27 protein-coding genes and 1 rRNA gene are annotated in these 22,931 nt (G+C 62.4%); 8 read left to right on the forward strand and 20 right to left on the reverse strand.

The window, feature by feature from the left end; genetic code table 11:
* Nucleotides 1-44: 44 nt before the first annotated feature.
* Nucleotides 45-1,082 (forward strand): oxidoreductase, encoded by a 1,038-nt coding sequence (locus tag O0879_RS27220; protein WP_289919750.1) that lies wholly within the window; start codon nt 45-47, stop codon nt 1,080-1,082.
* Here O0879_RS27220 and O0879_RS27225 read toward each other — a convergent pair.
* From O0879_RS27225 to O0879_RS27245, 5 genes are all read right to left on the reverse strand, one after another.
* Nucleotides 1,075-1,407 carry a hypothetical protein gene (locus O0879_RS27225; protein ID WP_289919753.1) on the reverse strand — a complete coding sequence of 111 codons (333 nt, stop codon included), beginning with the start codon at nt 1,405-1,407 and terminating at the stop codon, nt 1,075-1,077. The two genes, O0879_RS27220 and O0879_RS27225, sit on opposite strands and share 8 nt — an antisense overlap.
* Nucleotides 1,407-1,871, reverse strand: coding sequence for a carboxypeptidase regulatory-like domain-containing protein (locus O0879_RS27230; protein WP_289913558.1), 465 nt, complete (start codon nt 1,869-1,871; stop codon nt 1,407-1,409). The genes O0879_RS27225 and O0879_RS27230 overlap by 1 nt, the downstream gene beginning before the upstream one ends.
* A 65-nt stretch (nt 1,872-1,936) precedes the next feature.
* On the reverse strand, nt 1,937-2,128 hold the full coding sequence (locus tag O0879_RS27235) for a YqaE/Pmp3 family membrane protein (protein WP_077399393.1): 192 nt from the start codon (nt 2,126-2,128) through the stop codon (nt 1,937-1,939).
* A 73-nt stretch (nt 2,129-2,201) separates the two neighbouring features.
* A complete protein-coding gene (locus tag O0879_RS27240) occupies nt 2,202-3,095 on the reverse strand; it encodes an alpha/beta fold hydrolase (protein WP_289919754.1) in 894 nt (297 codons plus the stop codon).
* Nucleotides 3,096-3,116: 21 nt separating this feature from the next.
* Nucleotides 3,117-4,010, reverse strand: coding sequence for a LysR substrate-binding domain-containing protein (locus tag O0879_RS27245; protein WP_070222806.1), 894 nt, complete (start codon nt 4,008-4,010; stop codon nt 3,117-3,119).
* A gap of 126 nt (nt 4,011-4,136) precedes the next feature.
* Between O0879_RS27245 and O0879_RS27250 the strand changes: the two genes are divergently transcribed.
* Nucleotides 4,137-4,880, forward strand: coding sequence for a sulfite exporter TauE/SafE family protein (locus tag O0879_RS27250; protein WP_289919756.1), 744 nt, complete (start codon nt 4,137-4,139; stop codon nt 4,878-4,880).
* On the forward strand, nt 4,880-5,125 hold the full coding sequence (locus O0879_RS27255) for a GNAT family N-acetyltransferase (protein WP_289919758.1): 246 nt from the start codon (nt 4,880-4,882) through the stop codon (nt 5,123-5,125). The genes O0879_RS27250 and O0879_RS27255 overlap by 1 nt, the downstream gene beginning before the upstream one ends.
* Here the strand turns inward: O0879_RS27255 and pyrE are convergent.
* Nucleotides 5,122-5,784: an orotate phosphoribosyltransferase gene (gene pyrE, locus O0879_RS27260; RefSeq protein WP_289919759.1), complete on the reverse strand. Its 663-nt coding sequence runs from the start codon at nt 5,782-5,784 to the stop codon at nt 5,122-5,124. The genes O0879_RS27255 and pyrE overlap by 4 nt on opposite strands.
* A 109-nt stretch (nt 5,785-5,893) precedes the next feature.
* Between pyrE and O0879_RS27265 the strand changes: the two genes are divergently transcribed.
* Nucleotides 5,894-6,670 carry an exodeoxyribonuclease III gene (locus tag O0879_RS27265; RefSeq protein ID WP_152283926.1) on the forward strand — a complete coding sequence of 259 codons (777 nt, stop codon included), beginning with the start codon at nt 5,894-5,896 and terminating at the stop codon, nt 6,668-6,670.
* On the opposite strand, the gene O0879_RS27270 is transcribed toward O0879_RS27265, so the two are convergent.
* The 13 genes from O0879_RS27270 to O0879_RS27330 form a co-directional block, all read right to left on the reverse strand.
* Nucleotides 6,667-7,587, reverse strand: a complete 921-nt coding sequence (locus tag O0879_RS27270) for a pseudouridine synthase (protein ID WP_289919763.1) — start codon at nt 7,585-7,587, stop codon at nt 6,667-6,669. The two genes, O0879_RS27265 and O0879_RS27270, sit on opposite strands and share 4 nt — an antisense overlap.
* 1 nt (nt 7,588) lies before the next feature.
* Entirely contained in the window at nt 7,589-8,491 is a 903-nt protein-coding gene (locus O0879_RS27275; protein WP_251350967.1) for a M48 family metallopeptidase, read from the reverse strand.
* Nucleotides 8,472-9,731 carry an AmpG family muropeptide MFS transporter gene (locus O0879_RS27280; protein WP_289919764.1) on the reverse strand — a complete coding sequence of 420 codons (1,260 nt, stop codon included), beginning with the start codon at nt 9,729-9,731 and terminating at the stop codon, nt 8,472-8,474. Before O0879_RS27280 ends, O0879_RS27275 begins: the two co-directional genes overlap by 20 nt.
* Entirely contained in the window at nt 9,731-10,342 is a 612-nt protein-coding gene (gene metW, locus O0879_RS27285; RefSeq protein WP_099665555.1) for a methionine biosynthesis protein MetW, read from the reverse strand. The genes O0879_RS27280 and metW overlap by 1 nt, the downstream gene beginning before the upstream one ends.
* Nucleotides 10,339-11,538 carry a homoserine O-acetyltransferase gene (locus O0879_RS27290; protein ID WP_099665556.1) on the reverse strand — a complete coding sequence of 400 codons (1,200 nt, stop codon included), beginning with the start codon at nt 11,536-11,538 and terminating at the stop codon, nt 10,339-10,341. The genes metW and O0879_RS27290 overlap by 4 nt, the downstream gene beginning before the upstream one ends.
* A gap of 135 nt (nt 11,539-11,673) precedes the next feature.
* Nucleotides 11,674-13,416 (reverse strand): phosphoenolpyruvate--protein phosphotransferase, encoded by a 1,743-nt coding sequence (gene ptsP / locus O0879_RS27295; protein WP_289919765.1) that lies wholly within the window; start codon nt 13,414-13,416, stop codon nt 11,674-11,676.
* A gap of 44 nt (nt 13,417-13,460) precedes the next feature.
* A complete protein-coding gene (locus O0879_RS27300; protein ID WP_034749416.1) occupies nt 13,461-13,730 on the reverse strand; it encodes an HPr family phosphocarrier protein in 270 nt (89 codons plus the stop codon).
* 92 nt (nt 13,731-13,822) lie between these two features.
* The gene (locus O0879_RS27305) at nt 13,823-14,227 is read right to left on the reverse strand and encodes a PTS fructose transporter subunit IIA (protein ID WP_035824452.1); all 405 of its coding nucleotides are present in this window, start codon (nt 14,225-14,227) and stop codon (nt 13,823-13,825) included.
* Between the two features lie 14 nt (nt 14,228-14,241).
* Entirely contained in the window at nt 14,242-15,198 is a 957-nt protein-coding gene (gene gshB / locus O0879_RS27310) for a glutathione synthase (protein ID WP_099665557.1), read from the reverse strand.
* A gap of 97 nt (nt 15,199-15,295) precedes the next feature.
* On the reverse strand, nt 15,296-16,594 hold the full coding sequence (gene gshA, locus O0879_RS27315) for a glutamate--cysteine ligase (RefSeq protein ID WP_077399358.1): 1,299 nt from the start codon (nt 16,592-16,594) through the stop codon (nt 15,296-15,298).
* 203 nt (nt 16,595-16,797) lie between these two features.
* The gene (gene amt, locus O0879_RS27320; protein WP_289919766.1) at nt 16,798-18,336 is read right to left on the reverse strand and encodes an ammonium transporter; all 1,539 of its coding nucleotides are present in this window, start codon (nt 18,334-18,336) and stop codon (nt 16,798-16,800) included.
* An 11-nt stretch (nt 18,337-18,347) separates the two neighbouring features.
* The gene (locus O0879_RS27325; protein WP_010393464.1) at nt 18,348-18,686 is read right to left on the reverse strand and encodes a P-II family nitrogen regulator; all 339 of its coding nucleotides are present in this window, start codon (nt 18,684-18,686) and stop codon (nt 18,348-18,350) included.
* A gap of 11 nt (nt 18,687-18,697) precedes the next feature.
* Entirely contained in the window at nt 18,698-19,465 is a 768-nt protein-coding gene (locus O0879_RS27330) for a TorF family putative porin (RefSeq protein ID WP_251350963.1), read from the reverse strand.
* A 269-nt stretch (nt 19,466-19,734) separates the two neighbouring features.
* Here O0879_RS27330 and O0879_RS27335 point away from each other — a divergent pair, with 269 nt between their 5' ends.
* The 4 genes from O0879_RS27335 to O0879_RS27350 all read left to right on the forward strand — a co-directional run bounded on the left by O0879_RS27335 (nt 19,735) and on the right by O0879_RS27350 (nt 22,754).
* Nucleotides 19,735-19,983, forward strand: coding sequence for an accessory factor UbiK family protein (locus tag O0879_RS27335; RefSeq protein ID WP_035824443.1), 249 nt, complete (start codon nt 19,735-19,737; stop codon nt 19,981-19,983).
* 114 nt (nt 19,984-20,097) lie between these two features.
* Nucleotides 20,098-21,618 carry a YifB family Mg chelatase-like AAA ATPase gene (locus O0879_RS27340; protein WP_289919767.1) on the forward strand — a complete coding sequence of 507 codons (1,521 nt, stop codon included), beginning with the start codon at nt 20,098-20,100 and terminating at the stop codon, nt 21,616-21,618.
* A gap of 64 nt (nt 21,619-21,682) precedes the next feature.
* The gene (locus O0879_RS27345; RefSeq protein WP_289919768.1) at nt 21,683-22,228 is read left to right on the forward strand and encodes a hypothetical protein; all 546 of its coding nucleotides are present in this window, start codon (nt 21,683-21,685) and stop codon (nt 22,226-22,228) included.
* Between the two features lie 181 nt (nt 22,229-22,409).
* Nucleotides 22,410-22,754, forward strand: coding sequence for a DUF1840 domain-containing protein (locus tag O0879_RS27350; protein WP_071325465.1), 345 nt, complete (start codon nt 22,410-22,412; stop codon nt 22,752-22,754).
* A 61-nt stretch (nt 22,755-22,815) separates the two neighbouring features.
* Here the strand turns inward: O0879_RS27350 and rrf are convergent.
* Nucleotides 22,816-22,928, reverse strand: a 5S ribosomal RNA gene (rrf, locus tag O0879_RS27355).
* Between the last annotated feature and the right edge of the window lie 3 nt (nt 22,929-22,931).

Below are 22,931 nucleotides of genomic sequence, written 5' to 3' on the forward strand. Positions count from 1 at the left end.
TGCGGGTATGATCATGGATTCTTCCACGCACCTGTGAATACGCCATGAACAAGATCAAAACCGGCCTGGTCGGCTACGGCTTTGCCGGCTCCACCTTCCACGCGCCCGTGCTGTCCACCATCGACGCCCTGGAACTGGCCGCCGTCGCTTCCAGCAAACCGGAGCTCGTGCACAAGGATTGGCCGCACGCGACCGTGTATGCCGATCCCGCGCAACTGTTTGCCGATCCGTCCATCGAGCTGGTCGTCATCGCCGCGCCCAATGAGGCGCATTTCAGCCTGGTGCAAGCGGCCCTGCAGGCGGGCAAGCACGTGGTGGTCGACAAGCCCTTTACCATTTCCAGCTTTGAAGCACAAAGCCTGATCGCGCTGGCCAAAGAGCACAAGCTGGTGCTCAGCGTGTATCACAACCGGCGCTGGGATGGTGACTTCCTGACCCTCAAAACGCTGCTGGCGCAGGGTACCCTGGGGCGCATCGCCAGTGTCGAGTCGCATTTCGACCGCTTCCGTCCCGAGATCCGCCAGCGCTGGCGCGAGTCCGGCGCGCCGGGCGGCGGCTTGCTGTACGACCTGGGTCCGCACATGCTGGACCAGGCCATGCAGCTGTTCGGTCAGCCGGAAAAACTGTACGCCGATATCGCCCTGCAGCGCGACGGCGCGCAGGCTATAGATTATATGCACCTTGTGCTGTACTACGACCGGCTGCGCGTGGTGCTGCAAGCGGGTTGCCTGGTGAAGGCGCCGACGGCGCGCTTCGCCGTGCATGGCGACAAAGGCAGTTTCGTGAAATTTGGCCTCGACCCGCAGGAAGACGCCCTGAAGGCAGGCGGCAGGCCGGGCCAGCCCGGCTGGGGCGTGGATCCCGTGCGCGGCGCCCTGCACCTGGGCACGCAGCCGGACGGCCATTTCGAACACCTCGAGATGCAAGCGGGCCGCTACCAGGACTTTTACCAGGGCATGGCCGACGCCATCCGCCACGGCGCACCGGCGCCCGTGGCAGCCGAAGATGCGGCGGCGACGATACGCCTGATCGAACTGGCGCTGCAAAGCGCCACCGAAGGGCGCGTACTCAAGGTCAGTTGATGACGAAGGCCAGCACCACGGCGCCCAGCGCCAGCAGGGCCAGGCCGCAAATGAACAGCAGTTCGCCCCACCATTCGTAGCGCAAGCGCGACTGGCCGGGGCGCAGCGACATGAACGAAAGCACGGCGCTGACGAGAAAGACGATGGCATCGACGGCCAGCAGCTTGTCGATCGCCACGCGCACCTCGCCGCGCGGTGCCAGGTGGCCGATCGACAGCACCGTCATGCATACGCCGACCATCGTCGCCGACGTGGGCAGGATATGGGCAGACAAACCGCGCGCCGGCACGCCCCGCTCGGGCGCCGCCTTGCCGTCGCCCGGCATCAAGGCCGGCCCTGGTTCGTTCCCGCCGGCCAGACCAGCTCCACGCGCGCCGAGCTGCCCGCCTTGACCTGCACCTTGCGTTCCAAGGTCTTGCCGGCCAGGGTGGCGCGCAAGCGGTAGCTGCCCGGCGGCAATTTCGCCAGCAGGAACGGTCCGCTGGCCGTCGTTTCCAGCACCGACAGCCCCTTGGCATCGCTGATCTGCAGCTTCACGTCGGAGGCAAATTCCGCCTTGCCTGCCGCCTGCACGGAAAACACCAGGCTCAGGGGCCAATGCCGGCTGGCGCTCTTGATGGCCGTCGACTCGTCGAGGCCGATGCCGCCGCTCAGGTACTCCACCGCCCCGCTCTTCTGCACGGGCGGCAGTGCGTTATCCGTTTGCGCCTGCGCCGCACTTCCCAGCAACAGCCCGGCGGCCAGCATTGCCGCCGCCAAACCCAGGGTACCGCGTCTGTTTGATGCCATCTCACTCTCCTCGTGTCGGTTGAATCAAGATAGGAAGCGCAGCTTAGGCAGGACTTAGGAAACCATCAACGCCGGCGCATGGCCTCGGCGATCTTCTGGTCCGTCTTGAACTGGCTCAGCGCATATACGGCCCAGATCGTCGCTGGCAGCCAGCCGATCAAGGTGATTTGCAGGATCAGGCAAATGATGCCGGCGATCGGACGGCCGATCGTGAAAAAGGTCAGCCACGGGAATATCAGGGCAATCAGCAAGCGCATCGTTCGTTCCTTCAGTATTCCCCTGCGCCGCGGGGACCGGGCCGGCATGCGGCGGTAAAATCCATTGACCTGATTATAACGATACCTGCGCCTCACGCGGAGCGGGTGCCAGTTGTTTTTCCATCCACGCCAGGATGGCGGCGAAGATCTCCTCGCGGTTCAGTTCATTGAAATTCTCGTGATAATTGGCCGGATAGTAGTGATAGTCGAGCAAGCCATCGGGCACGCTGCGCAGCATGCTCTCCGTGGCGCGGCTGTCGGCCAGCTTGTCGTCACCGGCCACCACGGCAAACAGGGGGAAACGCCAGCCCGACAAGCCACCCGCCAATTCCTTTTGCGCCGACGTCAAGGCATGGGCGAAGCGCACCGAGGCGGCACTGGCGCGGATGCCGTCGCGCTCATCCTGGAAATGGCGCGCGGTGATGGTCTGGTCGTGCGTGAGCAGCATGGTCAGATTCCCCAGCGGTACCTTCATCGTGGGGAAGCGCTGCGCCAGCCAGCCCGACAGCATTTGCAGCACCTTCGGCACGGGAATCGCATTCACGTAATACGGCGATGAGATGACAAAACCCTTGATGGCCGGGTCGCCCGCAAAGCGCCGCAGCCCCATATGCGTGGCGATCAGGCCTCCCATGGAGTGGCCCATGACGAAAATCGGTACACCCGGATACGCCTGCTTGACCCAGGCGAGGAACAGCTCTTCGTCGTCGAGGAAAGCCTCGAACGATGGGATATCGACCTTGCGCTGGCCATCGTGGCCCACCATGTCGAAGCTGACGGTGGCGATGCCGCGCTGGCGGAAGTACAGCGCCGGCGTGACGTAATCGCCCGCATGCGCCATGCCGCCGTGGATCGCCAGGATCACGGCACGTGGCTGTTGCGGCCCTGGCGGCTGCCAGATGTGGATGGGGCGCTCGACCTGGTCGCTGCACCGCAGGCTGGCCATCTTGTCTTCTGAAAAACGCATCGCTGCTCCTGTCATGCCCTGTCACGCCTTCAGGTGATCGATCAACTGGCGCGCATACAGGGGTAATTCACTGAACTGGCGCACGCAAATCGTCAGATTGCGTACCGACCAGGGATCGGATAATTCCAGGCAGCGCAGCGCCATCGTCTGCTGGCAGCGGCTGGCAGCCGCCAGCGGCACCACGCTGATGCCCACGCCGCTGGCCACCATGCGGCACACGGCATCGAAGCTGCGCAGGCGCACGCGCACCTTCAATGGACGCCCCAGGCGCGCCGCATGCATGCCCAGGTACTGCTGCATCGCGCTGTCGTCGGCCAGCCCGATGAAATCGTGATCCAGCAGCGTGGAAAACGCGACGACACCATCCTGGCCCAACGCGCGGTGGTGCACGCCGTCGGCCGCCGCGATGACCACCAGGCGGTCGGGGCGAAACAAAAACGTCTGCAAGCCGCGCATATCGACCGAGTCGGACACGATGCCCATGTCGGCCAGCCCTTCCGAGACAGCCTTGACGATATCGTAACTGAGGCGCTCTTCCAGGTCGATGGTCAGATTCGGATGGCGGTCGAGAAAAGCGCCCAGCGCCTCGGGCAGGAATTCGCTGAGCGCCGCCGTATTGCACAGCAGCCGTAACTGCCCTTTCAAGCCGCGCGCAAACTCACCAAGCTCGCCCCGCATTTTCTCCATTTGCAGTAAAACGAGGCGCGCGTGATGCAGCAAGGTCTGGCCCACGGGGGTCGGCTCCACGCCGCGCCGCCCGCGCAGCAGCAAGGGCATGCCCAGCATCTCTTCCATGCCGCGCACGCGCGCACTGCTTGAGGCCAGCGCCAGGTGACTGCGCGCGGCGCCCGCCGTCAGGCTGCCCGCCTCCACCACGTTGACAAACAGCTGCAAATCGACCAGATCAAAGCGCATGGCGGCTCTCCTTTTCGCCATCTTATCAGCCTTCGTATTTTACAGAGGCTGACTCAAAATAATCCACCTTGGCGAAATCCGCAAGCGCGCGCAGAATCCACGCAAAATCACTGTGGGATGAAAAAGATGGAGACGTCATTTCTGCTGGCTGTTGGCGCCAGCTTCCTCGTCGCTGGCTTCGTCAAGGGCGTAGTCGGCCTGGGGCTGCCGACGGTGGCCATGGGCACGCTCAGCCTCGTCATGCCGCCCGTGCAGGCGGCCGCCCTGCTGATCGTGCCCTCGATGGTGACGAACGTATGGCAGTTGGCCGCAGGCCCGGGCCTGCGTGCGCTGCTGCGGCGCCTGTGGCCCCTGCTGGCCAGCGTCATGGCGGGCACCCTGGCGGGCGGCGCCCTGCTGCCGGCCGACAGCGGGGCCTGGGCCATCGTCGCGCTGGGCGTGGCGCTGATGCTGTATGCGCTGGCGGGCCTGTTCTCGCTGCAGCTGCGCGTGCCGACGCGGCACGAAGCGTGGCTGGGGCCCGTGGCAGGCGCGGTAACGGGACTGGTGACGGCCGCCACGGGTGTCTTCGTCATCCCCGCCGTGCCGTATCTGCAGGGACTGGGGCTGGCGCGCGATGCGCTGGTGCAGGCGCTGGGCCTGGCGTTTACGGCGTCGACCGTGGCGCTGGCGGCCAGCCTAGCCCTTCACGGCGACTTCAGTCTCGGTGCGGCCGGCGCGTCGGCGTATGCGCTGCTGCCGGCGCTGGCCGGCATGCTGGCCGGTCAATGGCTGCGCGGGCGCATCGCGCAGCCAGTATTCAAGCGATGCTTTTTTATCGGCCTGTTCGCCCTGGGTTTGCATGCGGCGCTCAAACCATGGCTGGCGTGATGATGCAGATAGACTGGCAAGGGGACAGCGCGCTGTGCGCGTGGATCGACGGCCAGCAGGTGGCCATGCTCGACATCAGCAAGTGCGCGAACGAAGTGACGGTGAACATGCTGTTCGTGAAACCGCCGTTCCGCCGGCGCGGCATCGGCGGCGCACTGCTGCGGCGGTTATTGCAATGCCATCCGCAGGCCAGCGCCGCCTGCAGCGACCCGCGGCTGCGGGCGCTGCTGGACAAGACTACTTAAATCCCATACTTGGTGCGGTATGCCGAAACAGCCTCTTTATGTTTCAACAGTTCCGGATCGGCGCCCGCGCCATTCAGGTAGCCGAACAGGTCGTCCAGGTTGCCGATCGAGATGACGGGAATGCCGTACTGTTTCGACACTTCCTGCACCGCCGAACTTGGCGACAGCTGGCCGTCCGGACCCGAACGCTCCATGCGGTCCAGGGCGATCAGCACGGCGCATGGCTCGGCGCCGGCGGCACGGATCATGTCGACCGATTCGCGCACCGAGGTGCCGGCCGAGATCACATCGTCAATGATGACAACTTTGCCATGCAACTTGGCGCCGACGATGGTGCCGCCTTCGCCATGGTCCTTGGCTTCCTTGCGGTTGAAGGCGAACGAGGTGTTGCGGCCCTTGCCGGCCAGCGCCACGGTGGTGGCCGACGCCAGGGTGATGCCCTTGTAGGCGGGGCCGAACAGCATGTCGAATTCGACGCCCGAGTCGAGCAGGGTCTGCGCGTAGAACTGCGCCAGCTCGGCCAGGGTGGCGCCGTCATGGAACAGGCCCGCATTGAAGAAGTACGGCGACTGGCGTCCGGCCTTGGTGGTGAACTCGCCGAACCGCAAGACTCCCTTGGATACTGAAAACGCGATAAACTGCTGGCGTAAATTATTCACATTAGCCTCATTTTTTAAAAGTGCCTGTATTTTAATCCGCGCGCACCGGCGAGACAATCGCCATGCCGCGCCCGCCGGCCCCGTCCAGCGCCCTTTTCACTCTCGACCTATGCCAAAAATTATCTCCGCCAACCTGAATGGCATCCGTTCCGCCGCCAAAAAAGGCTTTTTCAACTGGATGGGCACGCAAACGGCCGATTTCATCTGCGTGCAGGAATTGAAGGCGCAGCTGCCCGACATGACGCCGGAATTCCTCAATCCGCACGGCTACCATGGCCATTTCCACTACGCCGAGAAAAAAGGCTATTCCGGCACGGGCGTATACAGCAAGGTGGAACCGGACGCCGTGCATATCGGCTTCGGCAGCCCCGAATTCGATGCCGAAGGCCGCTATGTGCGCTGTGATTTTGGCAACCTGTCCGTCATTTCCGTGTACTGCCCGTCCGGTTCGTCCGGCCCGGAGCGCCAGGAAGCCAAGTTCCGCTTCATGGAACTGTTCCTGCCGCACCTGCTGGAATTGAAGGCGCTGGGCCGCGAAGTCGTCATCTGCGGCGACTGGAACATCGCCCACCACGAAATCGACCTGAAAAACTGGAAGGGCAACAAGAAGAATTCCGGCTTCCTGCCGGAAGAACGCGCGTGGCTGACGCGCGTCTTCGACGAAGTGGGCTTCGTCGACGTGCACCGCGGCCTGGACAAGCGCGAAGACCAGTACACGTGGTGGAGCAACCGCGGACAAGCCTACGCGAAGAACGTGGGCTGGCGCATCGACTACCACGTCGCAACGCCCGGCATCGCGGCGCAGGCGCACACGGTCAGCGTCTACAAGGACGAGCGTTTTTCCGACCACGCGCCCTTGATCATCGATTACACGCTCAAGGTTTAAGCCCCCAGCCTGCGCCGGCTTTCAAAGCGGCGCGGCGCGCCGCTCAACGGGTCCGTGAAATCGATGGCGCGCGCCAGCAGCTGCAAGGGCTGCGACATGTCGTCTTCCTTGCACGGCAGGGCGACCGGGTAAAACGCATCGTTGACGATGGGGATGCCCAGCGACGCCAGGTGCACGCGCAGCTGGTGCTTGCGGCCCGTGTGCGGATGCAGCCGGTACAGGTTCAAATCGCCGCGCCGCTCGATCACGTCGATGACGGTTTCCGAGTTCGGCTCGCCCGCTTCCTCGCGCATGAGGAAAAACTGCTCGCCCTCGACCATGCGGCTGCGGTAGGTAAATGGAAAATCGCGGCCGTCGAGGCGCGGCGCCAGCGCCTCGTACGTCTTGCGCACTTCGCGGCGCTGGAACAGCGATTGATAGGCGCCGCGACTGGCCACCTGGCGCGAAAAAATCACCACGCCAGCCGTCTCGCGGTCGAGGCGGTGGATCGGCGTCAGGTCGGCGCAGTCCAGGGTTTTCTTCAGGCGCGTCAGCAGGGTCTCCTGCACGAAGCGTCCGGCCGGCGTCATGGGCAGGAAGTGCGGCTTGTCGACCACCACCAGGTGTTCATCCTGGAACAGGATCTCTTCCTGGAAGGGGATAGGCGTTTCCCGCTCCAGCTCGCGGTAGTAAAAAATGCGCATGCCGCGCTTGTAGGCGCTGCCAGGGCCCAGCACCGCACCGTCGCCGCTGACCACTTCGCCGCGCGCCATGCGGTCCCGCCATTGCGCGGCGCTGATCTGCGGATAGCGCTCCAGCAGAAACGACAGCATGTCGGGCCACTGCCCTTCCGGCAGCCACAGGTAGCTGGGCGCCACGCCGTCGCGCATGGGCAACGGCGCTGCTGCCGGCTTGTTGCCGGGACTGCGTACAGACATCCTAGCGCTGCGCGATGGCGTTGCTGCGGTACGGCGGCAAGGCGTCCACGCTGACGCCCTTGCTGCGCGCGTACAGGGGCAGCACTTGCGCCATGTGGCTGTTCATCTGCGAGATGCGGTCCTTGCCCGACGGGTGAGTCGAGAGGAATTCCGGCGGCGCGCCCGCGCTCACGGCAGCCATCTTCTGCCACAGCACCACACCGGCGCGCGGATCGAAACCGGCGCGCGCGGCCAGGTCCATGCCGATCAGGTCCGCTTCGCGCTCATCGTCGCGCGAGAACTTCAGCATCACGCCCTTGGCCGCCATGTTCGTGGCGGTGCTGGTCAGATTCGGGTCGACGCCGAGCCAGGCTGACAGGCCGGCGCCCACCAGCTTCGAGCCGACGGCGGCCAGGTTGCCCTTGCCGGCCTGCGCTTGCGAGTGTTCGCGCAAGGCGTGCGAAATTTCATGGCCCATGACGACGGCCACTTCATCGTCGGTCAGGTTCAGTTTGGTGATGATCCCGCTGTAAAAAGCGATTTGCCCGCCCGGCATGCAAAAGGCGTTGACCTCGTCCGAGTTGAGCAGGTTGATCTGCCAGTTCCAGTTGGCCGCCGCATCGTTCCAGCGCGTGGCAAACGGAATGATGCGCTGGGCGATGGCGCGCAGGCGTTTCACTTGCGGATCGCTGTCCGGCACCAGCGCATTTTTTTCCTTCGCTTCGTTGACCAGCTGCGTATATTGCTGCTTCGATTCCGCATTGAAATCGGTGCCGCCGGCAAAGATGCGCGACGTCGACAAGGGACGCACCTTGATGCCATCCTGTACCGTCGCCTGCTGGGCGTGGACGGACAGGGGCGCCAGCGCCGTGACCGCGCACAGGCTGGCCAGGACGGTGTAACGTTTAAGGGATATTGGTGCCATTGGCAGACCTCCATGGAGCGATTTTAGGCAGCATCGTCATGGCCGGGAAGGCCAGGAAGAAGCACACGATGAAAAACGAGAACCAGCCCAGCTCGGCGACCAGAAAGCCCACCGAGGCATTGATCAGGGTGCGCGGCACGGCGCTCAGGCTGGAAAACAGCGCATATTGCGTGGCCGTGTAGCGCGGGTCCGTGGTGCGCGACAGGAACGCGACAAAGGCGGCCGCACCCAGGCCCAGGCTGGCGAAAGCTTCAAAACCGATCACGGCGCTCAATAGCATGGTGTTCGGCCCCACCTGCGCCAGCCAGGCGAATCCCAGAATCGCGACCGCCTGCAGCGCGCCGAAGACCCACAGGCCCCGGTTGATGCCCAGCTTGAGCATCCACACGCCGCCCACCACGCCGCCGGCCAGACTGGCCCAGAATCCCGTGGTGTTGGCGGCCAGGCCGATCTGCGTCATGGAAAAGCCCAGGTCCAGGTAAAACTTCGTCGCCAGCGCCGTGGCCATGCTGTCGCCGATTTTATAGAGTAATACGAAAGCGAGAATCCACATTGCGTTACGCCAACCATCGCGCGCGATGAATTCCTGGAATGGCAAGATGATCGCTTCGCGCATGGTCTTCGGCGGCGAGCCATACACGGTCGGCTCCCTGATCAACAAGGTGCACACGAGGCCAGGCAGCATGAAGGCGGCCGTGATCCAGAACACGGGCTGCCACGGCATGCGGTCGGCCAGGATCAGCGACAGCGCGCCCGGCACCATGCCCGCCACCTTGTACGCGTTGACGATGACGGCGGCGCCCAGCCCCTGCTCGTTATCGCTGAGAATTTCGCGCCGGTAGGCGTCGATGACGATATCCTGGCTGGCAGACAGAAAGGCCACGCCGCCGGCAGCAGCCGCGATCAGGCCGATCTGCGTGAGCGGATCGAGCATGCCCATGCCGCCGATGGAAAAGAACAGCGCCACCTGCGTGGCCGCCATCCAGCCGCGCCGGCGTCCCAGCCCCAGGATGCGGTAGCGGTCCATCAGGGGCGCCCACAGGAATTTCCAGATATACGGGAACTGCACCAGGGCGAACAGCCCCAGCGCCTTCACGTTCAATCCCGACTTGGCCAGCCATGCCTGCAACAGGTACAGCAGGATGAACAGGGGCAGGCCGGAACTGAAGCCCAGCACCAGCACGGCCAGCATGCGGCCATTGGCATAGGAACGCCAGCCTGGCGCCGGGCTTGTGCTCATCAATGCACCGCTTTTTTACGCAGGCGGAAGACGGCCAGGTCGCCGCGCAGGTTCGGCAGCACGGAAACCATCTTGCCTTCGGCCAGGGCCACGCATTCGATCACTTCCAGGCCGCATTCCTCGGCCAGTTCGCGGAAGTCGTTGATGGTTGCGCAGCGCACGTTGGGCGTGTCGTACCACTGGTAGGGCAGCGATTTCGACACGGGCATGCGCCCTTTCAGCAATGCCACGCGGTGCGGCCAGTAGGCGAAGTTGGGAAACGAGACGATGGCTTCGGCGCCCACGCGCACGATGTCGCGCAGCAGCGGCTCGACCTGCTTCATCATCTGCAGGGACGACAGGCACAGCACCGTATCGAAGCTGTTGTCGCCAAAGACGGCCAGGCCCTTTTCCATGTCCTGCTGGATCACATTGACGCCGCGCAAAGTACTCGCCAATACCTTGTCGTCGGCGATCTCGATGCCGTAACCGCTGCACTCCTTGTCGCTTTGCAGGTACTGCAGCATCACGCCGTCGCCGCAGCCCACGTCCAGCACATGTGCGTTGTCCGGCACCCAGTGGGCGATGAAGGCCAGGTCGGGGCGCAGCGCGCTCAATTCGTCAAAAGTCATGCGGTCTCCTTGGCGCCCTGGCGGACGGCGGTGTGCTGTGCAGGAGCGGGCAAGCCCGCCCCGATGTCGTTCCATACCTGGCCATAGTAGGCGCGCACCATGTTCATGTAGCGCGCATCTTCCAGCAGGAAGGCGTCGTGGCCGTGCGGCGCGTCGATTTCCGCATACGTGACCTGGCGGCGGTTGCAGACGAGCGCTTCGACGATTTCGCGGCTGCGCTCGGGCGAGAAGCGCCAGTCGGTGGAAAACGAGGCGAGGAAGAACTTGGCCTTGGTGCCCGACAGGGCCTTGGCCAGGTCGCCGCCGTGTGCGCGCGCCGGGTCGAAATAATCGAGCGCCTTGGTGATCAACAGATACGTGTTGGCGTCGAAGTATTCGGAGAATTTGTCGCCCTGGTAGCGCAAATACGATTCGATCTCGAAGTCGATGCCGAAGCCGAACTTGTAATCGCCCGTCTGCGCCGCATCGCGCAGCTTGCGGCCGAATTTTTCGGCCATGTCGTCATTCGACAGATAGGTGATATGGCCCACCATGCGCGCCACGCGCAAGCCGTTCTTCGGCACCACGCCGTGGGCATAGAAGTCGCCGCCATGGTAATCGGGGTCGGACAGGATGGCCTGGCGCGCCACATCGTTGAAAGCGATATTTTGCGCCGACAGCTTGGCCGTCGAGGCGATCACCACGCAGTGGCGCAGGCGCTCGGGGAACATGATGCTCCACGCCAACGCCTGCATGCCGCCCAGCGAACCGCCCATCACGGCGGCAAACTGCGTGATGCCCAGTTCATCGGCCAGGCGCGCCTGTGCGCTGACCCAGTCTTCCACCGTGACGACGGGGAAGGAGGCGCCGTACGGCTTGCCGGTGGCGGGATTGGTGTGCATGGGGCCCGTCGAACCGAAGCAGGAACCCAGGTTGTTGACGCCGATGACGAAGAATTTGTTGGTGTCGAGCGGCTTGCCCGGTCCCACCATATTGTCCCACCAGCCCGTGCTTTTCGGCTCGTCCGCGTAGACGCCGGCCACGTGGTGCGAGGCGTTCAGGGCGTGGCAGACCAGCACCGCGTTCGATTTGTCGGCGTTCAGGGTGCCGTAGGTTTCATACATCAACATATAGTCTTGCAGCGATGCTCCGCTTTGCAGCTGCAAGGGTTGCGCAAAATACATGGTTTGCGGCGAAACAATTCCAATGGATGACATGTGTGTCGGTTTATAAAAGGGGGGCGGCCCCACGGGCCATGGTCGATGCAGCACCGCGATGATAGGTGCTGCAACTTTAGCATCAGGGCACCTCTTGCCGCGCGCGAGGTGTCCTGATGCTGATAAGGTGACAGTTTACATGAGCTGCAGTTGCTGGACAGCTTCCGCGATCACATTTGGTTCCATGGAACGCATAATTTTGCGCATTTGTGGCGCAATCAGGCCAAGATCGCTGTTGAGTATCTCTTGCTTGACCGCCAACAGCTGGGCCGGATGCATGGAAAACTCGCGCAGCCCCATGCCCAGCAGCAAGCGCGTGAGCTTCACGTCGCCCGCCATCTCGCCACAGACTGCCACGTCGATGCCCGCCTTGTGGCCAGCGGCGATCGTCATGGAGATCAGTTGCAGCACGGCCGGATGCAGCGGATTGTACAAATGCGCCACTTCATAGTCGACGCGGTCGATGGCCAAGGTGTACTGGATCAGGTCATTCGTGCCGATCGACAGGAAGTCCATGCGCTTGACGAACATGGGCAGGGCCAGCGCGGCGGCGGGAATCTCGATCATGGCGCCCACTTCGACCTCGTCGTCGAACTTGACGCCGTCCTCGCGCAGGCTGGCCTTCGCTTGCGCGATCATGGCCAGCGACTGGTCGATCTCGAACGCATGCGCCAGCATGGGAATCAGGATGCGCACCTTGCCGAAGGCGGAGGCGCGCAAAATGGCGCGCAGCTGCGTCAGGAACAGCTGCGGCTCGGCCAGGCAGTAGCGGATGGCGCGCAAGCCCAGGGCGGGATTCAAGGCCGTATGGTCGGACTGGTCGAGCGGCTTGTCGGCGCCGATGTCGAGCGTGCGGATGGTCACCACGCGCCCCTTCATCGATTGCACCGTGTTGCGGTAAGCCTCGAACTGCTCGTCCTCGGTGGGAATCTTGTGCGCGCGGCCCATGAACAGGAATTCGGAGCGGAACAGGCCCACGCCGCTGGCGCCCGATTCCAGCGCGAACGGGCAATCCTCGGGCAGTTCGATATTCGCCAGCAGGGTAATCGGGGTGCCGCACCTGGTGACGGCCGGCGTCTTTTTCAGCTTGCCCAGCTTCTTGCGCGCGCGCTGCATGGCCACCTGGCGCTCGCGGTACTGTTCCAGCACCAGGGGACTGGGGTTGGCGATCACCACGCCCGCGTCGCCGTCGATGATCAGCCAGTCGTCCTGCTCGATCAGCATCGACGCCTGCGACATGCCGACGGCGGCCGGGATATCCAGGCTGCGCGCGACGATGGCCGTGTGCGAGTTCTGGCCGCCCACGTCGGTGATGAAGCCGATGAAGGAGCGGTCGCGGAACTGCAGCATGTCGGCCGGCGAGATATCGTGGGCGACGACGATCATCTGCGCCAGCAATTCATCGTCGGCGGGCGCTTTCGGCAGCAGCTGTTCCGTGCCCAGCAAGACCTTCAGCACGCGTTCGGCCACTTGCTGGATGTCGGCCTTGCGTTCGCGCAAATACGGGTCTTCGATTTCGTCGAACTGCGCCGATAATTCATCAATCTGCGTCAACAGCGCCCATTCGGCGTTGTAGTGGCGCGAACGGATGATGTCGAGCGGCGCTTCGGCGATCATCGGGTCCGACAGGATCAGCGCATGCACGTCGATGAACGCGCCCAGTTCCGTGGGGGCGTCCTTCGGCAGCTCGTTCCACAGGGTTTGCAGCTCCTTGTGGACGGCGGCGATGGCGTTTTGCAAACGCTGGACTTCCGCTTCGATCTGTTCCTGGGCGACCAGGTAGTGTTTGACGTCAAGGGCGGCCGGCGCCAGCAGATGCGCGCGGCCAATGGCGATGCCGCGGGAGACCGGGATGCCGTGGAGCGTGAAAGATGCCATGGGGTGACCTGTCGGAATGCGGCTGCGGCTGCGTTCGGCGGGCATTACTCGCCTTCGCCAAACCTGTCATTAATCAGGGCGGTGAGCGCATCGACACATGCCTGCTCATCATCGCCCTCGGCTTCCAGGGTCACTTTCGCGCCCTTGCCGGCGGCCAGCATCATCACGCCCATGATGGACTTGGCGTTGATGCGGCGCGCGTTGCGGGTCAGCCAGACGTCGCTCTTGAACTTGGCGGCGAGCTGGGTAAATTTGGCGGAGGCGCGTGCGTGCAATCCCAGCTTGTTGATGATTTCGAGTTCTCTTTGAATCATTTTTGTATGGTCTCTATCCCTGAATGCACTACGCTGATGACAATCTTGGCCTATAAAAACCGCCGCCTTCAGGGCGGCGGCCATGCACTTCCTTATTCTCCCACGCGGATGCGGTTATCGACGCGCACGGCGCCGCTCTGCGCACCGGCCAGCGCCATCTCCACCACCACGTCGAGCGTGTCGCGGCGATACGTGATGGCGCGCAGCAGCATCGGCAGGCTGATGCCGGCGATGACTTCCACCCGCCCCGCATCGGCCAGCTTATTGCAGCAGTTCGACGGCGTGCCGCCCTTCACGTCGGTAATCACCAGCACGCCGGAGCCGTCGTCGAGACGGCAGATGGCGTCCGACGCCAGCTTTTGCACTTCCGCCAGGTCCTGGTCGGCGACGACGTCGATGGCTTCAAACCGTTCCGTTGGCCCCCGAAACACATGCGCGCAGGCGGCGATGAAAGCCTGTCCCAGCGGTGCATGTGTCATGAGCAAAATCCCTACCATAGTCATTTCACCTTCTAGCGCTGCTGCGCTTGCGCAACGCCATGCTCGACGGCGTCGACAAACATGGCCGCCACGTCAAAGCCCGTCTGCTGCATGATTTCCTGGAAGCAAGTCGGGCTGGTGACATTGACTTCCGTCAGATAGTCGCCGATCACGTCCAATCCTACCAGCATCAGGCCACGCGCGGCCAGGATCGGGCCCAGCTTTTCCGCGATTTCCAGGTCGCGCGCCGTCAATGGCTGCGCCACGCCCGTGCCGCCGGCGGCCAGGTTGCCCCGGACTTCGCCCGCCTGCGGGATGCGCGCCAGCGAAAACGGCACCGGCTTGCCGCCGATGACCAGGATGCGCTTGTCGCCCTTGACGATGTCGGGAATAAACCGCTGCGCCATGATGGTCTGTGCGCCGTTCTCGCTCAGGGTCTCGATGATGGCGCCCAGGTTCAGGCCATCGGCCTTGACGCGGAAGATGCCCGTGCCACCCATACCGTCGAGCGGCTTGAAGATGACGTCCTGGTGCTTGGCGTGGAAGGCGCGCAGGCGCGCTTCGTTCGACGTCACCAGGGTCGGCGAAGTGAATTCGGAAAACTGGGCAATGGCCAGCTTTTCATTGTTGTCGCGGATGGCGGACGGCTTGTTGAAGACGTGCGCGCCCTGCTTTTCCGCCAGTTCCAGCAGATACGTGCCGTACACGTACTCCATGTCGAACGGCGGGTCCTTGCGCTCGATGATGGCGTCCAGGGTCGACAGGCGCACTTCTTCGGTGGAAACGACCTTGTACCAGTCGTGTTCGTCGCCCGTCAGCTCGATATGCTGTACCCGTGCCGTGACGATGCCCTCTTCCAGCGCCATGTCCTTCTGTTCGAAGGCGTACACGGCGTGGCCGCGTTTGGCCGCCTCGCGCATCATGGCGAAGGTGGAATCTTTGTAAGTCTTGAAGCCTGCCAGCGGGTCGGCAAGGAATGCAATTTTCATGGTGCGTCCAATCGGGGAGCCTGGATAAGGAATGCTTGATTCTAGCCGAGATCGCCAGGCGCGGTAGTCACCGCGCCCGGCAAGCCACAGGGATGGATCAATACACCTCGGGATTCGGGTCCGTGCGCTCCATTTCCAGCGACGCGGCCAGCAAGGCCAGGCGCGCCACCACGCCATACACATAGAAGCGGTTCGGCGCGGCCGTGCCCGGCTTGGCCTTCAAGTCCGGCACGGCATGCTGCTGGGCAAATGCCAGCGGCACGTACTGCGAGCCGGGCGCGTTCAGGTTCTGGTCCACGCCCTTTTCCGCGTGCACGCGGTAGAAACCGCCCACCACGTAGCGGTCGATCATGTAGACGACCGGCTCGGCCACGGCATCCTTGATGCTTTCAAACGTGGGCACGCCTTCCTGGATGATGACATCGGTGACCACTTTACCGTCCTTGACGATGGACATCTTGTCGCGCTGCTTGCGCGACAGGTCGCGCACTTCGCTGGCGTCGCGCACCGTCATGATGCCGGTGCCATACGTGCCCGCATCGGGCTTGACGATGACAAACGGCTTTTCCTTGATGCCGTATTCCTTGTATTTCTTGCGGATCTTGGCAAGCAGCACGTCGACGCTGGCGGCCAGCGCATCTTCGCCCTCGCCTTCCTGGAAGTTCACATCGCTGCACTTGGCGTGGAAGGGGTTGAGCATCCACGGGTCGACATCGATCATCTTGCCGAATTTCTTCACCACTTCATCGTAGGCCGTGTAGTGGTTGCTCTTGCGGCGCAAGGCCCAGCCCGCATGCAAGGGCGGCAGCAGGCTTTGCTCATGAATATTTTGCAAGATATCGGGAATGCCGTCCGACAAGTCGTTATTCAGCAGAATCGTGCACGGGTCGAAATCCTTCAAGCCCAGGCGGCGGCCATTGTTCAGGCGCACGAGGGGCTCGATGACGAGCATGTTGCCATCTGGCAACGCCAACGGTGTCGGCTGGGTGATGTCGGGCGACCAAGAGCCGAAGCGCACGTGCAGCCCCGTCTGGCGGAAGATCTGCATCAATCGCGCCACGTTTTGCAGGTATTGCGGCGTCGTGTTGTGCAATTCCGGCACGATCAGCAGGTTGCGGGCGTCCGGGCAATACTTGTCGATGGCGGCCATGGCCGCCTGCACGGACAAGGGCAGCATTTCCGTCGCCAGATTGTGGAAACCGCCAGGGAACAGATTGGTATCGACGGGCGCCAGCTTGTAGCCCGCGTTACGCAAGTCTACCGAGCAATAGAAGGGCGGCGTGTGCTCTTGCCACTCCATGCGAAACCAGCGCTCAATGGCCGGCGTCGCGGCCAGAATCTTTTTTTCGAGGTCGAGCAGCGGTCCGGTCAGGGCCGTGACGAGATGGGGAACCATAGTTACATCCTTAAATTATGTGCAGTATTCAAAAAAGCACACAGAACTGCCGACTATATTACCGTGTAAGTACCCCAAATCGGGGCAAAAGCCTTGTTTTAAAGACCTTTTCCATTCCCACAACGAAAAAAGGCACCTCAATGAGGCGCCTTTTCCAGCAGGACATGCCGCGCCGGGGCGCTGGCATGCCAGATAATTGCTATTTAACCATGATACGCTTGCTCGCCGTGGCTGGTGATATCGAGGCCTTCGCGCTCTTCCTCTTCCGGTACGCGCAGGCCGATGACGATGTCGACCAGTTTATAGGCAACGAGGGAAACCAGGGCCGACCAGAGGATAGTGGTGCCGACCGCTTGCGCCTGCACCCACACCTGATGGCCGATCGAGTACGGATCCGCCGACATCTTGTTGGTGACATAGTCGAAGATGCCCTGGCCGCCCAGTTGTGGTGCAGCAAACACACCCGTCAGCAAGGCGCCCAGGATACCGCCCACGCCATGCACGCCGAACACGTCGAGCGAATCGTCGGCGCCGATCAGGCGTTTCAGGCCATTCACGCCCCACAGGCAGACGACACCGGCCAGCAAGCCGATGACCAGGCCGCCCATCGGGCCGACAAAGCCGGCCGCCGGGGTGATCGCCACCAGGCCGGCCACGGCGCCGGACGCGCCACCGAGCATGGAAGGCTTGCCCTTGGAAATCCATTCGCCAAACACCCACGACAGGGTGGCGGCGGCCGTTGCCAGCAAGGTATTGACGAAAGCCAAAGCCGCCACGTCGCCCGCTTCCAGCGAGGAGCCGGCATTGAAACCGAACCAGCCCACCCACAGCAGCGACGCGCCTATCATGGTCATCGTCAGCGAGTGCGGTGCCATCGATTCGCGGCCATAACCGACGCGCTTGCCGATCATGATGGCGCCCACCAGGCCGGCGACAGCGGCGTTGATGTGCACCACGGTGCCGCCGGCGAAGTCCAGCGCGCCTTTTTGCCAGATCCAGCCAGCCTTCAGGGCTTCGCTGGCCGAGGTGGCGGCGTTGGTGATCAGGTCAGGACCAGTCCAGAACCACATCATGTGGGCCGCTGGCAGGTAGGCAAACGTGAACCACAGCACGACGAAGGCCAGCACGGCGGCAAACTTGGCGCGCTCGGCAAAGGCGCCGACGATCAGCGCGCAGGTGATGGCGGCAAACGTGCCCTGGAAAGCGACGAAGACGAACTCGGGAATGACGACGCCCTTGCTGAAAGTGGCGGCGGCGGCAAACGTGCCCTTGGCCGGATCCCAGATGCCGTTCAAGAACAGGCGGTCGAAGCCACCGAAGAAGGCGGTTTTTTCCGTGAAGGCGATCGAGTAACCGTAGATGCACCACAGCACGATGACCAGCGCGAACACCATGAACACTTGCATCAGCACCGACAGCATGTTTTTCGAGCGCACGAGGCCGCCGTAGAACAGGGCCAGGCCGGGGATCGTCATCAAGATCACCAGCAAGGTGCTGATCATCATGAAACTGGTGTCGCCCTTGTTGGCAACGGGCGCGGCGGCTGGCGCGGCAGCGGCCGGGGCCGGAGTGGCGGCAGCCGGTGCTGCTGCGTCAGGCACGGGCGTCACGGCCGGGGCGGCGACGGCCGCGGTCGTGGCCGCCTCCGTCTTGGCGGGCGCATCGGCAAAGCTCGGCGTGGCGACGCCAAACGCACACAGACAGGCTATCCCGGCTAGCAATTTTGTTATATTTTTATGCATCAATATTCCCCTTAGAGCGCTTCGTTGCCGGTTTCACCGGTACGGATGCGGATGACCTGTTCCAGGTTGTAGACGAAAATCTTGCCATCACCGATTTTACCGGTACGCGCGGCGCCTTCGATCGCTTCGATGGCCTGGTCGACAATGGCGTCATCGACGGCCGCTTCAATCTTGGTTTTTGGCAAGAAATCAACGACATACTCGGCGCCACGGTAGAGTTCCGTGTGACCTTTCTGGCGGCCGAAACCCTTGACTTCCGTGACGGTAATGCCTTGCACATTGATAGCCGACAAAGCTTCGCGTACTTCGTCCAGTTTGAACGGTTTAATGATTGCAGTAATCATTTTCATGGCTGTCTCGCTTAAAAGGTTTTCGATACGGTCAGCACGAGACCGGATTTCGCCAGATTCTTGCCATTCGGTGCCAGCGATACGATATTGGCCTTGACGACCGCCAGGGCAACGGTCGCCATGCCGAAGTCCTTGGTCACGCCGATCTTGTAATCGCTGTAGCTGAGGGAATCGTTGTGTTCTACCTTCTGGCGCCCGGCGTGCAGATTCAAGATGTAACCGTCGTGCACCTCGACGTTGGCACCCACGTCGAGGTAGCCGCTGTTCTTGCTGTCGGCCACGCCGAACAGATTGGTGGTCGAATGCGAGTACTTGATGTACGCGGGACCATAGCCCAGTTGGCCATACAGCTCGAAGGTGTTGGCATTGGTGCTCAGTCCATTCGATGGGTAGAAATAGTACAGGCCGCCCACGTCATAGGTAAAATCCTTGCTGATCTCGCCCCGCTTGCCGCCGTAGATATCCCATTCCAGGTTGGTATCGCCGCCGCCGTCCTTGATCCATTTGATGCTCGACAGCCAGGTGCCCACATACAGGCCCGTCGGGTTATGGGTATAGTCGGCACCGCCGCTGATGGCCGGGTTCAGGCGGCTTTGCGAGATGCCGCGGTAACGGTAGTCGCTGGTCAGCGCCACGTTGTAGCTCACCACGTTATCCGGTACGGCTTCGGCCGCAGCAGGCGCCGCCACTGCATCCTGGGCCATGGCGCTACCGCACAAGGCGGTCATGGCCAGCGTCAACGCTGCAGCTAAAGTCATGTTCTTGGACAGATTCTTCATGGCGATTCCCTTTTATTGAACTTTTAAAGCGGTTGAGGTTTAAAATCTTGGCTGGAGATCACAAAGCGTTCATACCTTCTTTAGCAGAATACGTGCCAGCTCTATTGCCACCTTGACAGGTGCATTTCCGTCCATACATACCCTGCACACGGCCAGGAATGCGGCAACGGACTGCTGAAGCACAATGAAGCGCCCAGTTTCGCACCAGATTAACGCCGCTGTGCACCGCAATGGTGCGATGCACAGGCCGCACCATAAAAGGACTGACCATGGACATGAATACCTTCTTTAACGACTTGCAGGGCAAGATCCATCAAGCCATCGAAAACTCGCCGGCCAAGGATATCGAGAAAAATGTGAAATCGATGATGACCCAGGGCTTCGCCCGCCTCGATCTCGTCACGCGCGAGGAATTCGATATCCAGGCGCAAGTGCTGGCCAAGACCCGTGCCAAACTGGATGCACTGGAATTGCGCCTGATCGAACTGGAAACGCGCCTGAACGATCCAAAAGCCTAAGCAGCCGCTGCACGCAGGGCGCCGTAATCGGCGACCTTGCTGGCATACCTCAAGCCTCACACCTTTTCAAGCGCTAGACTGATCCTGCCCGCGTCCGCGCTACAGGGGAGTCTGATGAGCCTGGCCGTCCTGAAAAGCCGCGCCCTGGCCGGCATGGAGGCGCCCGAGGTAAGTGTCGAAGTCCACCTTGCCAATGGCTTGCCTTCGTTTACGATAGTCGGCCTGCCGGATACGGAAGTGAAGGAGTCGCGCGACCGCGTGCGTGCCGCGTTGCAAAACTGCGGCTTCGAGATGCCAGCGCGGCGCATCACGGCCAATCTGGCGCCGGCAGACTTGCCCAAGGAATCGGGCCGCTTCGACTTGCCCATCGCACTGGGCATCCTGGCCGCCTCCGGCCAGTTGCCGGGCGACCAATTACAGCACTATGAATTCGCGGGCGAACTGTCGCTGTCTGGCCAGTTACGTCCCATCCGCGGCGCCCTGGCCATGACCTTTGCCATGCAGCGCAGCCAGTCAGGCACGCCACGCGCCTTCATCCTGCCGCAGGCGAACGCGGACGAGGCGGCTCTCGTCAGCGATGCCTGCATCTATCCCGCCCACAGCCTGCTCGAGGTCTGCGCGCATTTTGCCAGGCACGCCAGCCAGACTGCCCTGCAACGCCACCAGCCCGTGCTGGCAGCGCACGCTTTTCCCTATCCCGACTTTGCCGACGTGCAAGGGCAGCTGCAGGCGCGACGCGCACTGGAAGTGGCGGCAGCGGGCGGTCACAACGTCCTGATGGTGGGACCACCGGGCGCAGGCAAGACCATGCTGGCCAGCCGCTTCCCCGGCGTGCTGCCGCCCATGAGCGATGACGAGGCGCTGGAATCGGCGGCCGTGCATTCGCTGGGCAGCCACTTCAAGGTGGAGCATTGGAAACGGCGGCCCTACCGCGCCCCGCACCAGACGGCGTCCGGCGTAGCCCTGGTGGGCGGCGGCAACGTGCCGCGGCCAGGTGAAATCTCGCTGGCCCACTGCGGCGTGCTGTTTCTTGATGAAATTGCCGAATTCCACCGCCGGGTGCTCGACGTGCTGCGCCAGCCCATGGAATCGGGCGTGATCAGCATTTCACGCGCGGCACGCCAGGCCGAGTTTCCTGCCCGTTTTCAATTGATCGCCGCCATGAATCCCTGCCCGTGCGGCTATCTGGGCCACGCTTCCGGTCGTTGCCGCTGTACGCCAGACACCGTATTGCGCTATCACAATCGTCTGTCGGGCCCCCTGCTCGACCGTATCGACCTGCAGATTGAAGTGGCCGCCATGCCGCCGACGGCGCTGGGGCGACGTGCAGGTGCCGGCGAAAGTACGCAAGCGATCGCCGCGCGGGTAGCGGCAGCCTATGCCTTGCAGTTGGCACGTCAGGGAAAAGCGAACCAGCAGCTGAGCAACACAGAAATCGAACAACATTGTCGCCTGGAACCACATGGCGAACAGTTGTTGCATGGCGCCATGACACGCCTGCACTGGTCGGCGCGCACCTACCACCGGGTGCTGCGCGTGTCGCGCAGCATCGCGGACCTGGCGGGCAGCCCCGCCATCACGCAACCGCATGTTGCCGAAGCGATCCAGTACCGGCGCGTACTGCGCGAGATATAAGGCAAGCTGTGAACCCCGCACGTGCGCGATTGCGCGTGATTGGCAGCGCTGCTACCATCTGTTGATGAAAAAAACATCACTTGCCCTCTTTCTGGCTACGCTCGCGGCCGCCAGCGTCCTGTCTGCCTGCAGTCCGAAATTCGACTGGCGCGACTATCGCAGCCCCGACGCCCAGTTCACGGCCCTGTTTCCGGGCAAACCGGCCGTGCTGACGCGCGAAATCGATCTCGACGGCAAGAAAGTCAGCTTGACCATGACGGCGAGCGAGGTCGATGGCAATACCTTCGCCATCGGCAGCGCCGTGCTCGACAGTGCGGAACAGGCACAAACGGCCCTGCCCGCCATGCAGACAGCCCTGTTGAAAAATATCAATGGTGTCGTGCGCAGCGAGAAATCCGCATCGACGGCCAGCAACACGGCGGCCGGCAGCCATCAACGCAGCGCGCTGAGCGTCGAAGCGACGGGGATGCAGCAGGGCAAGCCCGTCCTGCTGGTCGGCCGTTTTGTGGCGCAGGACAAACACATCTTCCAGATCATCATACTCGGTGAAGAAAGCAAGCTGTCGCGTGACACCATCGACACGTTCATGGACTCGGTGAAACTGGATTGAGACTTAACGATCGCTTAAAACGGATGTTTTCACGGTAAACACGCTCTTGTAAATACGTACGTTGTCCAACAGATGGGCCTATCCGGCTTGCAAATGTGCAATCCGGGCAATCGGACGGCCTGTGCGACATTTCAAGTCGTGATATTGTTTCGACACTAACAACAAGTTTCAGAAAGCGCTTATGTTGATCTCATTCAAATCCAAATCCTCCCCAGAAGTGCTGATGTACCAGGAACATGCCCAGCGCATCCTCGACATCCTGCACAAGAACCCCACGCGCGGCGTCATCACGCCAGCGGAAGCGGGCGATGCCCTGGCCCTGCTGGAAAAAGAAGTCGCGGAAAGCAAACTGCATCCGGAAAATGACATCGAACACGATGCGCATACGCCGGAAACGCTGGAAGACGGCGAAACAGGCGCCCATGCGCGCGCACAAAAAGTGCATTTTTCGCAGCGCGCCTATCCTTTGATGGAAATGCTGCGCTCGGCCAAGGCGGAAGGTGAAAGCATCACCTGGGGCATCTGATCCGATGAACGCTGCAGACGAAAAAAAACCCCGCATCTAGCGGGGTTTTTTTATATAACAAGCCTGACGATAACCTACTTTCACACTGGTTGCAGCACTATCATCGGCGCAAAGTTGTTTCACGGTCCTGTTCGGGATGGGAAGGGGTGGGACCAACTTGCTATGGTCATCAGGCAT

The organism is Janthinobacterium sp. SUN120, from assembly GCF_030397735.1.
Lineage (GTDB): Bacteria > Pseudomonadota > Gammaproteobacteria > Burkholderiales > Burkholderiaceae_D > Janthinobacterium > Janthinobacterium kumbetense.

Excerpts from the sequence above, each read along its gene's own strand:
- O0879_RS27220 (WP_289919750.1), top strand. The coding sequence starts at position 45 with ATGAACAAGATCAAAACCGGCCTGGTCGGCTACGGCTTTGCCGGCTCC.
- O0879_RS27225 (WP_289919753.1), bottom strand. The coding sequence starts at position 1,407 with ATGCCGGGCGACGGCAAGGCGGCGCCCGAGCGGGGCGTGCCGGCGCGC.
- O0879_RS27230 (WP_289913558.1), bottom strand. The coding sequence starts at position 1,871 with ATGGCATCAAACAGACGCGGTACCCTGGGTTTGGCGGCGGCAATGCTG.
- O0879_RS27235 (WP_077399393.1), bottom strand. The coding sequence starts at position 2,128 with ATGCGCTTGCTGATTGCCCTGATATTCCCGTGGCTGACCTTTTTCACG.
- O0879_RS27240 (WP_289919754.1), bottom strand. The coding sequence starts at position 3,095 with ATGCGTTTTTCAGAAGACAAGATGGCCAGCCTGCGGTGCAGCGACCAG.
- O0879_RS27245 (WP_070222806.1), bottom strand. The coding sequence starts at position 4,010 with ATGCGCTTTGATCTGGTCGATTTGCAGCTGTTTGTCAACGTGGTGGAG.
- O0879_RS27250 (WP_289919756.1), top strand. The coding sequence starts at position 4,137 with ATGGAGACGTCATTTCTGCTGGCTGTTGGCGCCAGCTTCCTCGTCGCT.
- O0879_RS27255 (WP_289919758.1), top strand. The coding sequence starts at position 4,880 with ATGATGCAGATAGACTGGCAAGGGGACAGCGCGCTGTGCGCGTGGATC.
- O0879_RS27265 (WP_152283926.1), top strand. The coding sequence starts at position 5,894 with ATGCCAAAAATTATCTCCGCCAACCTGAATGGCATCCGTTCCGCCGCC.
- O0879_RS27270 (WP_289919763.1), bottom strand. The coding sequence starts at position 7,587 with ATGTCTGTACGCAGTCCCGGCAACAAGCCGGCAGCAGCGCCGTTGCCC.
- O0879_RS27275 (WP_251350967.1), bottom strand. The coding sequence starts at position 8,491 with ATGGCACCAATATCCCTTAAACGTTACACCGTCCTGGCCAGCCTGTGC.
- O0879_RS27280 (WP_289919764.1), bottom strand. The coding sequence starts at position 9,731 with ATGAGCACAAGCCCGGCGCCAGGCTGGCGTTCCTATGCCAATGGCCGC.
- metW (WP_099665555.1), bottom strand. The coding sequence starts at position 10,342 with ATGACTTTTGACGAATTGAGCGCGCTGCGCCCCGACCTGGCCTTCATC.
- O0879_RS27290 (WP_099665556.1), bottom strand. The coding sequence starts at position 11,538 with ATGTCATCCATTGGAATTGTTTCGCCGCAAACCATGTATTTTGCGCAA.
- ptsP (WP_289919765.1), bottom strand. The coding sequence starts at position 13,416 with ATGGCATCTTTCACGCTCCACGGCATCCCGGTCTCCCGCGGCATCGCC.
- O0879_RS27300 (WP_034749416.1), bottom strand. The coding sequence starts at position 13,730 with ATGATTCAAAGAGAACTCGAAATCATCAACAAGCTGGGATTGCACGCA.
- O0879_RS27305 (WP_035824452.1), bottom strand. The coding sequence starts at position 14,227 with ATGGTAGGGATTTTGCTCATGACACATGCACCGCTGGGACAGGCTTTC.
- gshB (WP_099665557.1), bottom strand. The coding sequence starts at position 15,198 with ATGAAAATTGCATTCCTTGCCGACCCGCTGGCAGGCTTCAAGACTTAC.
- gshA (WP_077399358.1), bottom strand. The coding sequence starts at position 16,594 with ATGGTTCCCCATCTCGTCACGGCCCTGACCGGACCGCTGCTCGACCTC.
- amt (WP_289919766.1), bottom strand. The coding sequence starts at position 18,336 with ATGCATAAAAATATAACAAAATTGCTAGCCGGGATAGCCTGTCTGTGT.
- O0879_RS27325 (WP_010393464.1), bottom strand. The coding sequence starts at position 18,686 with ATGAAAATGATTACTGCAATCATTAAACCGTTCAAACTGGACGAAGTA.
- O0879_RS27330 (WP_251350963.1), bottom strand. The coding sequence starts at position 19,465 with ATGAAGAATCTGTCCAAGAACATGACTTTAGCTGCAGCGTTGACGCTG.
- O0879_RS27335 (WP_035824443.1), top strand. The coding sequence starts at position 19,735 with ATGGACATGAATACCTTCTTTAACGACTTGCAGGGCAAGATCCATCAA.
- O0879_RS27340 (WP_289919767.1), top strand. The coding sequence starts at position 20,098 with ATGAGCCTGGCCGTCCTGAAAAGCCGCGCCCTGGCCGGCATGGAGGCG.
- O0879_RS27345 (WP_289919768.1), top strand. The coding sequence starts at position 21,683 with ATGAAAAAAACATCACTTGCCCTCTTTCTGGCTACGCTCGCGGCCGCC.
- O0879_RS27350 (WP_071325465.1), top strand. The coding sequence starts at position 22,410 with ATGTTGATCTCATTCAAATCCAAATCCTCCCCAGAAGTGCTGATGTAC.